Annotated in this window: 12 protein-coding genes; 9 read left to right on the top strand and 3 right to left on the bottom strand. The window is 69.3% G+C overall.

Annotated features, from left to right (window positions below; all coding sequences use genetic code 11):
* The 5 genes from flhF to AC1DYN_RS04340 form a co-directional block, all read left to right on the top strand.
* The coding region (flhF, locus tag AC1DYN_RS04360) for a flagellar biosynthesis GTPase FlhF (RefSeq protein WP_477957882.1) at nucleotides 1–1,501 on the top strand (1,501 nt) is incomplete at its 5' end.
* 55 nt (nucleotides 1,502–1,556) lie between these two features.
* Entirely contained in the window at nucleotides 1,557–2,339 is a 783-nt protein-coding gene (locus AC1DYN_RS04355; protein ID WP_477957881.1) for a MinD/ParA family ATP-binding protein, read from the top strand.
* 20 nt (nucleotides 2,340–2,359) lie between these two features.
* Nucleotides 2,360–3,073, top strand: a complete 714-nt coding sequence (locus tag AC1DYN_RS04350; protein WP_477957880.1) for an RNA polymerase sigma factor FliA — start codon at nucleotides 2,360–2,362, stop codon at nucleotides 3,071–3,073.
* A 20-nt stretch (nucleotides 3,074–3,093) separates the two neighbouring features.
* Nucleotides 3,094–4,437: a methyl-accepting chemotaxis protein gene (locus tag AC1DYN_RS04345; RefSeq protein WP_477957879.1), complete on the top strand. Its 1,344-nt coding sequence runs from the start codon at nucleotides 3,094–3,096 to the stop codon at nucleotides 4,435–4,437.
* 2 nt (nucleotides 4,438–4,439) lie between these two features.
* On the top strand, nucleotides 4,440–5,180 hold the full coding sequence (locus tag AC1DYN_RS04340; RefSeq protein WP_477957878.1) for a class I SAM-dependent methyltransferase: 741 nt from the start codon (nucleotides 4,440–4,442) through the stop codon (nucleotides 5,178–5,180).
* Between the two features lie 68 nt (nucleotides 5,181–5,248).
* On the opposite strand, the gene AC1DYN_RS04335 is transcribed toward AC1DYN_RS04340, so the two are convergent.
* The 3 genes from AC1DYN_RS04335 to flgA all read right to left on the bottom strand — a co-directional run bounded on the left by AC1DYN_RS04335 (nucleotide 5,249) and on the right by flgA (nucleotide 6,778).
* Nucleotides 5,249–5,641 (bottom strand): hypothetical protein, encoded by a 393-nt coding sequence (locus AC1DYN_RS04335; RefSeq protein ID WP_477957877.1) that lies wholly within the window; start codon nucleotides 5,639–5,641, stop codon nucleotides 5,249–5,251.
* 5 nt (nucleotides 5,642–5,646) lie between these two features.
* A complete protein-coding gene (gene flgM / locus AC1DYN_RS04330; protein ID WP_477957876.1) occupies nucleotides 5,647–5,970 on the bottom strand; it encodes a flagellar biosynthesis anti-sigma factor FlgM in 324 nt (107 codons plus the stop codon).
* 115 nt (nucleotides 5,971–6,085) lie between these two features.
* Nucleotides 6,086–6,778 carry a flagellar basal body P-ring formation chaperone FlgA gene (flgA, locus tag AC1DYN_RS04325; protein ID WP_477957875.1) on the bottom strand — a complete coding sequence of 231 codons (693 nt, stop codon included), beginning with the start codon at nucleotides 6,776–6,778 and terminating at the stop codon, nucleotides 6,086–6,088.
* 128 nt (nucleotides 6,779–6,906) lie between these two features.
* On the opposite strand from flgA, the gene flgB reads away from it, so the two are divergent.
* From flgB to flgE, 4 genes are read left to right on the top strand one after another with little or no spacing between them, the layout of a single operon-like run.
* Entirely contained in the window at nucleotides 6,907–7,320 is a 414-nt protein-coding gene (gene flgB / locus AC1DYN_RS04320; RefSeq protein ID WP_477957874.1) for a flagellar basal body rod protein FlgB, read from the top strand.
* Nucleotides 7,320–7,742 (top strand): flagellar basal body rod protein FlgC, encoded by a 423-nt coding sequence (gene flgC / locus AC1DYN_RS04315; RefSeq protein WP_477957873.1) that lies wholly within the window; start codon nucleotides 7,320–7,322, stop codon nucleotides 7,740–7,742. The genes flgB and flgC overlap by 1 nt, the downstream gene beginning before the upstream one ends.
* 22 nt (nucleotides 7,743–7,764) lie before the next feature.
* Nucleotides 7,765–8,418, top strand: coding sequence for a flagellar hook assembly protein FlgD (locus AC1DYN_RS04310; protein ID WP_477957872.1), 654 nt, complete (start codon nucleotides 7,765–7,767; stop codon nucleotides 8,416–8,418).
* 10 nt (nucleotides 8,419–8,428) lie between these two features.
* Nucleotides 8,429–9,691 carry a flagellar hook protein FlgE gene (gene flgE / locus AC1DYN_RS04305; protein ID WP_477957871.1) on the top strand — a complete coding sequence of 421 codons (1,263 nt, stop codon included), beginning with the start codon at nucleotides 8,429–8,431 and terminating at the stop codon, nucleotides 9,689–9,691.
* Nucleotides 9,692–9,713: the final 22 nt, after the last annotated feature.

Genomic DNA, 9,713 nt, shown 5'->3' with positions numbered 1-9,713 from the left:
CGCCAAGCGCGCCGCCGCACCGCGCGCCCCGGCCGCCCGCCCGGCCCCGGCCCCGCAGCAGCCGCAGCACAACCCCGAGGAAATCACCGACGACGTGGCCCGCCTGTCGATGAGCACGCTGTCGTTCCAGGATTACGTGCGCGAGCGCATGCTCAAGCGCCGCCAGGCCGCCATGCAGCAACAGCACGGCCGCGACAACGAACCCAGCTTCATGCCCGACGACGAGCCGTCGCTGCCCACCGCGCTGGAACAGCGCCTGGCCGAGCGCCAGGCCATGCACCCGGTGCCGGCCCAGCACGCGCCGATCCAGGCCGTCGGCGGCCGCAGCCCCGCACTGCGCGAGCCGCCGGTGCTGCGCGAAGAGATCCGCGTGCAGCAGCAACAGGCCGCCGCCGCACAAGCCCACGCACAGGCCCAGGCACACGCACACGCACACGCACACGCCCAGGCGCAGGCCCATGCCGCTGCCCCCGCCTATGCTCCCGCGCCGGTGCCGGCCGCCCCCGTGGTCTCGCTGGCCGATGCCCGCTCCACGGTCAATGCCAGCGCGCGCCGCGACCAGCAGGACATGATGAACGAGCTGCGCTCGATGAAGGGCCTGATCGAAGAGCGCTTCGGCGCGCTGGCGTTCATGGAGAAGCTGCAGCGCCAGCCCGCCCAGGCGCTGCTGATCCAGAAGCTGCTCGACAGCGGCTTCTCGCCGGCGCTGATCCGCAAGCTGGCCGAAAGCCTGCCCAACGACGTCAGCGACGAGACCGCCTGGGCCGCCAACATCCTCGAGCGCAACCTGCTGACCGGCGAGAACGAGGCCGCGCTCGAAGACCAGGGCGGCGTCTACGCGCTGATCGGCTCCACCGGCGTCGGCAAGACCACCAGCGCCGCCAAGATCGCCGCCGCCTTCGCCACCAAGCACGGCGCCGCCAACCTCGGCCTGATCACGCTCGATGCCTACCGGGTCGGCGCCCACGAACAGCTGCGCGCCTATGGCCGCATCCTCGGCGTGCCGGTGCACACCGCGCACGACCGCGCCTCGCTCGAAGACCTGCTGGAACTGCTGGCGGCCAAGAAGATGGTGCTGATCGACACCGCCGGCATGGCGCAGCGCGACAGCCGCACCCGCGAGCTGCTGGACATGCTGGCCCACCGCTCGATCCAGAAGCTGCTGGTCGTGAACGCCGCCGCCCAGGGCGAGACCATCGAGGACGTGATGGTGTCCTACCGCGCCGCCGCCTGCAAAGGCATCGTGCTGTCCAAGCTCGACGAAGCCGTCAAGCTGGCCCCGGCGCTGGACGCGCTGATCCGCCACAAGCTGAAGGTCGTCGGCGTCGCCAACGGCCAGCGCGTGCCGGAAGACTGGCACCGCCTGTCGGCCCACGCGCTGGTGCATCGCGCGCTGCGCGCCAACACCGGCAGCGCCTACCGCATGGATGCCGACGACGTGAACCTGATCTTCACGGCGCGCCAGCCGGTGCTGCGCACGCGCGGTTCCCTGCACGCCTGATCCGCACCGTTCGATCGAGCAGAACAACAAACCCCACGACCGTCCACAGCGCCCCATGCACGACGCCTACGACTCCTCGTTCCCGCAAGACCAGGCCCACGGCCTGCGCCAGCTGTTCGGCCAGACGCGCGTGCGTTTCGTGCCGGTGGTCGCCAACCCGAACATGGCGTTCGGCGGCGTGATGCTGGAACGCCTGTGCACCGCCTTCGGCGAGCTCGGCGCCCACGTGCTGGTGATCGACGCGTCCGACCGCGCGCCGGCCCCGGCCGAGCTGACGGCCGTCGGCCTGACCGGCTGCGTCGAGCCGCTGTCGCACCAGGTGTCGTACCTGGCCGCGCGCGGCCTGCCGCTGCGCTACGTCGATGCGCACGGCAGCACCGCCAACTTCCTGCACGCCGCGGCCGACGCCGCGCCGCATGCCGACGTGGTGCTGGTGCACGCCACCGAGACCGACCTGTGCCGCCTCTTCATGCGCAGCGAGGCCCGCCCGCTGCTGCTGGCCGACGACCGCCCCGCCAGCGTGACCCACGCCTATGCCGCGATGAAGCTGCTGACGCAGCGCGCCGGCCTGCTGGTGCACGACCTGCTGCTGGGCGCCGCGCCGAGCTCGCCGCGTGCCGAACGCATCGCGCAGCAGATCGCTTCCTGTGCCGATGGCTTCCTGGGCGCCGTGCTGCGCGACTGGATGCACATCGATCCCGCATCCGACGTCAACGATCCGCCGCCGCAAGCCCTGCGCCGCTGGGCCCGCGACGTGCTGCAGCCTGCCGCTGCCGAAACCAGCCTGCACACCGGCCACCCGGTGTACCGCGAGTTTCCGCAACAGGCCCTGAACTGAATTCCCCCGGAGCTGACCCCATGTACACCGCCAAAGGCCAACTCGACGTCAACACGATGCTCAAGCAGTACAGCCCGCTGGTGCGCCGACTCGCGCACCAGATGATCGCCAAGCTGCCTGCCAACGTCGAGATCGACGACCTGATCCAGGTCGGCATGATCGGCCTGACCGACGCGCTGAGCCGCTTCGACGCGGCCCAGGGCGTGCAGTTCGAGACCTTCGCGACGCAGCGCATCCGCGGCGCGATGCTCGACGAGCTGCGCGGCAACGATTACCTGTCGCGCGGCACGCGCAAGCAGCAGCGCACCATCGAATCGGCGGTGCACAAGCTCGAGCAGAGGCTCGGCCGCGCGCCCGCCGAGAGCGAGATCGCCCGCGAGATGGGCGTCACGCTGGCCGAATACCAGGAACTGCTGGGCAAGGTGCGCGGCACCCAGCTGGTTTACCTGGAGGACATGTCGGGCGACGATGGCGACAATGACTACCTCGACCGGCACGTCGCCGACGAAGGCCTGAACCCGCTCGCGCAGCTGCAGGACCAGCGCATGCGCGAGGCCCTGGTCGAAGGCATCAAGACGCTGCCCGAGCGCGAGCAGTACGTGATGAGCATGTACTACGAGCACGACATGAACCTGAAGGAAATCGCGGCCGTGCTGAAGGTGACCGAATCGCGCGTCTGCCAGCTGCACAGCCAGTCCATCGCCCGGCTTCGCGTGAAGCTGCGCGAATGGTGATCCAAAAGAAAAGAGACCCCATGTTTGCCATGTTCAGGAAGGCGCCCGACACGCAGCCGATCGAGCCGCTGGTCGAGCACACCGGCCCCGATCTGCGCGCCGCCGTGCAGTCCATCGGCAAGCAGGCGTCCAGCGTGGGCCGCGACGCGGCCGAGGTGCGCGGCCTGCTCGACGACGCCAGCAAGGTGTCGACGCGCCAGGCCCAGGCCGTCAGCGTGCTGGCCGGCCAGCTGGGCGAGATCACGCGGGCCCAGCAGGCGATCGGCGACGTGACGTCCGGCAGCCTGGATGCGGTCGGCCGCGCGCGCGAGGCGGTCGAGGCCGTCGGCACCGAGGTGTCGGGCATCGTCGACACGCTGCGCCAGGTGGCCGAGGCCGCCGGCGAGATCACGCAGATCGCCTTGCAGACCCGGCTGGTGGCGTTCAACGCCTCGGTCGAGGCCAAGCGCGCCGGCGAGGCCGGGCGCGGCTTCGGCGTGGTCGCCGATGCGGTGAAGGACCTGGCCTCGAAGGTCGAGGGCTCGTCCAAGGCCATCATGAGGACGGTGGGCGACCTGGACACGCGCATCGAGGCCTTGTCGCGCGAGATCCAGTCGCGCCCGGGCGGTGCGGAGCAGGGCGGGTTCCACAAGGCGCTGGCCGACGTGGAGGCCGGTGTCGCCAGCATCACCGCGGCGGCCGCGCAAAGCCGCCAGATCTGCGACGGCGTCAACGCGCAGATGGGCACGATGCAGTCGGAGATCCAGCAGACCACGTCCGCGCTCGACAGCGCGATGCGCCGCAGCGAGGCCTTCCTGAAGGTCTCCGAGCACCTGATCGAGCTGGTGGCCGAATGCGGCATCGAGACCGAGGACACGCCATTCATCCAGGCCGCGATGGACGCGGCCGCGCAGATCGGCAAGCTGCTCGAGGATTCGGTGCGCACGCAGACGATCTCGCTGGCCGACCTGTTCGACGAGCAGTACAAGCCGCTGGCCGGCACCAGCCCGGCGCAGCACCTGACGCGTTTCGTCGAGCTGGCCGACCGCTTGTTCCCGCAGGTGCAGGAGCGCGTGCTGGCGCTGAGCCCGAAGGTGGTGTTCTGCATCTCGGTCGACCGCAACGGCTACGTCGCGACGCACAACAAGAAGTACTGCCACCCGCAGCGCGGCGACCTGGCCTGGGACACGGCCAACAGCCGCTACCGCCGCATCTTCAACGACCGCACCGGCCTGGCGTCGGCGCGCAACCAGCGCCCGTTCCTGCTGCAGACCTACCGCCGCGACATGGGCGGCGGCCAGTTCGTGCTGCTGAAGGAAGCCGCGGCGCCGATCACGGTGCAGGGCCGGCACTGGGGCGGCGTGCGGCTGGCGTTCAACTTCTAGACGTGATCTGGCCGCTGCCGGCACTGACCGCCTGGGCCCTGGCCTGGGCATTGTTCGTTGGGCTGCGGCATCTCGATGTGCCGGGGAGCGTGGCGCTGCTGCTCGCGACCGGGCTCGGCGGCGTGCTTGCGCTGACCGCCGGCACGCGCTGGCGGCGGGTGTTCGTTGCACTCGGCTTTCCGCTGTCCTTGCTGGCCTCGGGCTTGGCCGGTGCGTTGCCGGCCTGGGCCTGGCTGCTGCCGCTGGCCGTCCTGCTGGCGATCTACCCCTTGCATGCCTGGCGCGATGCGCCGGTGTTCCCGACGCCGCGCGGCGCGCTGGACGGGCTGGCGCGGCTCGCACCGTTGCCGGACGGGGCGCGGGTCGTCGATGCCGGCTGCGGGCTGGGGGATGGCTTGCGCGAACTGCACGCCGCGTACCCGACGGCGCGGCTCGACGGCATGGAATGGAGCTGGCCGCTGCGGCTGGCTTGCGCGTTGCGCTGCCGCGTGTCGGGCATTCCGGCGCGGGTCACGCGGGCCGACATCTGGGCCGCGGACTGGTCAGCGTACGAGATGGTCTACCTGTTCCAGCGGCCGGAGAGCATGGGACGGGCGGTGGAGAAGGCGCAGCGACAGTTGCGCGCGGGCGCCTGGCTGGCGAGCCTGGAGTTCGAGGCGCAGGGGTTGCGCGCTGCGGCGCGTCACACCTGTCCGGATGGCCGGCCGGTGTGGTTGTATCGGGTGCCGTTCACGGCGAAGTGACCGACGAAACCCGGATTGGCATCCGGGCCACGAGATGGGTAGCCCGGATGCCAATCCGGGACCGTCATTCAAGCTTGAATCACGCCGCCGCGACCGCGGTCACCGGACCCCATCGCGGAATACACCGCCGCCGGCCGCTCGCGCGGCATCAGCACGTCGATCGCGCGGTCCAGTGCGGCCGTGGCACGCGCCAGCGACTCGCGCTGCGCCGCCACCAGCCCGCCGGCCATCATCAGCCGCTCGCGCAGCGGCGTCGGCACCGGGCCGTTGCGGGCCGCCAGCGTGAAATGGTCCACCGCGCGCGCGAGCGAGCGGTGCAGTTCGGTGGCATGCAGGTCGATGGCGTCGCTGTCGCGCGAGCGCAGCGCTTCGCCCAGCGAAGCCAGTTGGGTCTCGACCGCGCCGAGCGTCGTCTCAAGCTCGGGCGTGGTTTCGTACGCGGGAATCACCGGATGCTGCATGGTGCTCAGCTCGACACCTTGCCCAGCACCTCGTTGGCGTTGGCGATCAACTTGTCGGCGATGGCTTCCGGGTTGACCTTGAACGTGCCGTTCTCGATCGCGTCGGAAATGCGCTTGACCTTGTCGGCGTCGAAGTCGGCCGTGGCCGACGTCGTGCCGCCCATCGATGCCGCGCTCGACAGCGAGACGGTCGTGCTGGCTTCGGGCTTGCCGGCGACCGGGGCGACCGCTTCGGCCTGCTTGGCCGGAGCTGCCTGCTTCTGCGAGGCCGCACCCACCGCTTGCGCGGGGGCTGCTGCTTCTGCGTGATGGCCGATCTTGATGCTCATGAAGGACTCCTTGGGGCGGGACAGATGCCCCGGCCTTTCAACATGCACGGTGTATCGGCCCGCCTGCCGGCGACTTTAGGGCTTTCGCCAGCATTGTTGTGCGTGAACGGATATTTCACAATGCGAGTTCCAACTGGTGTTCTGCCACGGCGACACCGGTCACCAGGCGGCCGCTTTCGGTGCGCACGCGCGCCGGCTGGCCCTCGATGCCGGCCGTCAGGGCCTCGCCCGAGCCGGCCACCGCGTAACCGTTGCCCACCGCACGGATCTGCACCGTATCACCGGCCGCAAACCATTGGCGCGCCTTCAGCGTGACCTGCCTCACGCTCTGGCCGGCCAGCAGCGGCCGGGCCAGCGTGCGGCCGATCGCGGCCGACGGGGTGGTCAGCGCGGCGCTCGGGTCTTCGGCCAGGTCGACCTCGGCCTCGCGCAGGTCGCCGGCGGACAGCACCTGGCCGGGCGTCATCGCCTGGGTCGCGACCAGCGCACGGCCGTAGACCTTCACGGTCACCGGCATCGAGATGTTCCACGGGGTCGGGCCCTGCGTGCAGCGCAGGCCGACACGGGCCTTGCCCCACAGGCGGGTGTTCGGTGACAGATAGGGCTGGACCTGCTGGCAGGGCGCCAGGCGCAGCCGCGGATCCAGCGGCCCCGGCAGCACCTCGACGCGGCCGGTCAGGGCCGGGTCCAGGTTGGCACGCACGAAAGCCTGCACCTGCAGGTCCCAGGGGGACGGCTCGGCCGCGGCCGCCGCGCCGGACAGCGTTGTCGCGACAGCGAAGGCAATGAGGGCAGGGGCGATGTTCACGCCTCCAATGTAGGGGCAGGCCCGCGGTCGCCACGGCCCGAAATGGACGACAAAGCCGCCGCTATTCCCGCTTATGTTTTGAAGGGGGCTGCCCACAATCCATTTCACATCCCGCAAGGACGGCCACCATGTTGAACAAGCTGACGAACACGCTCGATTTCCAGGGGCAGGCGCTATCGCTTCGCTCCGAGCGCCAGCGTCTGATTGCCGGCAACATCGCCAACGCCGACACGCCGGGCTACGTGGCCCGCGACATGGATTTCGCCCAGGCGCTGCGCGAGGCCACCGGCACGCAGCAATCGTCGACCGTGCCGGCCGCCACGCAGGCCGGCCACATCGGCCTGGGCAGCGGCCTGACCGGCGCACGTGCCGAGGCCAACCTGCTGTACGCGACGCCCAGCCAGACCAACCTGGACCGCAACACGGTCGACATGGACCGCGAGCGCGCCAACTTCGCCGACAACTCCGTGCACTACGAGGCCACGCTGCGTTTCATCAACGCCAACGTGCGCACGATGCTCGAAGCCATCAAGGGGCAATGATGAGCATGTTCCAGATCTTCAACGTCTCCGGCAGCGCGGTCAGCGCGCAGTCGCAGCGCCTGAACGTGGTGGCCTCCAACCTGGCCAACGCCGACACCGTCGCCGGCCCCGACGGCCAGGCCTACAAGGCGCGCCAGGTCACCTTCCAGACCGAGATGATGGGCCAGCTGGGCCAGCCCGGCGGGCCGGCGTCCGCCGGCGTCAAGGTCAGCACCATCAGCGAAGACCAGACGCCCGGCCGCAAGGTGCACGACCCGAAGCACCCGCAGGCCGATGCCGAGGGCTACGTGACCTACAGCAACGTCAACGCGGTCGAGGAGATGGTCAACATGATCTCGGCCTCGCGCTCGTACCAGAACAACGTCGAGGTGATGAACACCGCGAAGACGCTGCTGATGAAAACACTCCAAATGGGCCAATGAGGCCTGAACCGGAAACAACACCATGGCCGTCGACACCGTCACCAACAACTTCGCGAACCTGAACGCGAAGACCACCGCCGATTCCAGCGCCACCACCGCGGCCGAAAGCTCCGAGCGCTTCCTGAAGCTGCTGGTCGCGCAGATGCAGAACCAGGACCCGCTGAACCCGATGGACAACGCGCAGGTCACCAGCCAGATCGCGCAGATCAACACCGTCAGCGGCATCGAGAAGCTCAACGGCACGGTGGGCAGCCTGTCGACGCAGTTCCTGCAGATGCAGGCGGTGCAGGGCGCCTCGCTGGTCGGCCGCGAGGTGATCGTGCCGGGCAACAAGATCGACATCGCCAACGGCGTCGGCGAGGGCGGCTTCCAGATCGATGCCGCCGCCGACAACGTCAAGATCGAAGTGCAGAACGCCGCCGGCCAGACCCTCAAGAGCTTCGACCTGGGTGCGCAGAGCTCGGGCATGCACACCTTCGACTGGGATGCCGGCAGCTACGACAACACGAGCGGCATCACGTTCAAGGTCACCGCCACCAGCGGCAGCGCGACGATCAAGAGCACCGCGCTGATGAGTGACAAGGTCACTGCCATCAGCACGGCCAACAACACCCTGGTGCTGGACCTCGAGCGGGCCGGCGGCGTGACCTACGACCAGGTCAAGGCATTCAACTGAGGAATCCCCCATGAGCTTCCAGCAAGGTCTCTCCGGCCTGAACGCTTCGAGCAAGAACCTCGAAGTCATCGGCAACAACGTCGCCAACGCCAACACCTTCGGCGCCAAGGCCTCGCGGGCCGAGTTCGCCGACATGTACGCCGCCGCGATGAACGGCGCCGGCAGCAACAACATCGGCATCGGCGTCAACCTGCAGGCGGTGACGCAGCAGTTCACGCAGGGCAGCATCAGCACCACCGAGAGCTCGCTGGACGTGGCGATCAACGGTGCCGGCTTCTTCCAGTTGAGCGACAACGGCACCACGCTCTACTCGCGCAACGGCCAGTTCCAGGTCAACAAGGACGGCTTCATCGTCAACAACGCCGGCCTGAAGCTGATGGGCTACCAGGCCGACGGCACCGGCACGATCCAGCCGGGCCAGGCCGTCCCGCTGCAGCTGCCGACCGCCGGCATCGACCCGGCCGCCACCGAGAACATCACGCTCGAGATGAACCTGGATTCGCGTGCCGCGACCACGCTGCCGGCCACCACGCCGCAGATCAACCTGTCGGACGCGAAGACCTACAACAACGCGACCTCGCTGACCGTCTACGACGCGAAGGGCCAGGACGTCGCGCTGACCTATTACTTCCAGAAGGCCGGCACCGACCAGTGGAACGTCTACGTCACCGCCAACGGCACCTCGCTGGCGGTGGACGGCGCGGGCGACCCGGCGCCGGTGACGACGATGCAATTCCCGAGCAACGGCGGCAACCCGACCGCGCCGGTGGGTGCGGTGACGCTGGACATCCCGGCGACGACCAACGCGGCCGGCGCGCAGACGCTGGCCATCACCGGCGTGCAGCTCGACCTGTCGGGCGCCACGCAGTACGGCGCCGGCTTCGGCGTGACCGACCTGAAGCAGGACGGCTACGCGCCGGGCCAGCTGTCGGGCCTGTCGATCGAGGACAACGGCATCGTGATGGCGACCTACTCGAACGGCCAGTCCAAGCCGGCCGGGCAGATGGAGCTGGCCAACTTCCGCAACCCGCAGGGCCTGAAGCCGCTGGGCGGCAACACCTGGGCCAACAGCTTCCAGTCGGGCGACCCGATCCTGGGCACGCCGTCGCAGGGGAACATGGGCGTGCTGCAGTCGGGCGCGCTGGAAGAGTCGAACGTCGACCTGACGGCCGAGCTCGTCAACATGATGACCGCGCAGCGCGTCTACCAGGCCAATGCGCAGACCATCAAGACGCAGGACCAGGTGATGCAGACGCTGGTCAACCTGCGCTGATCCACCGAGCTGCTGAGGAATT

The organism is Rhizobacter sp. P2_D12, from assembly GCF_056404395.1.
Note: the sequence above shows the minus strand (reverse complement) of the source record. Positions and strands in the feature narration are given on the sequence as shown.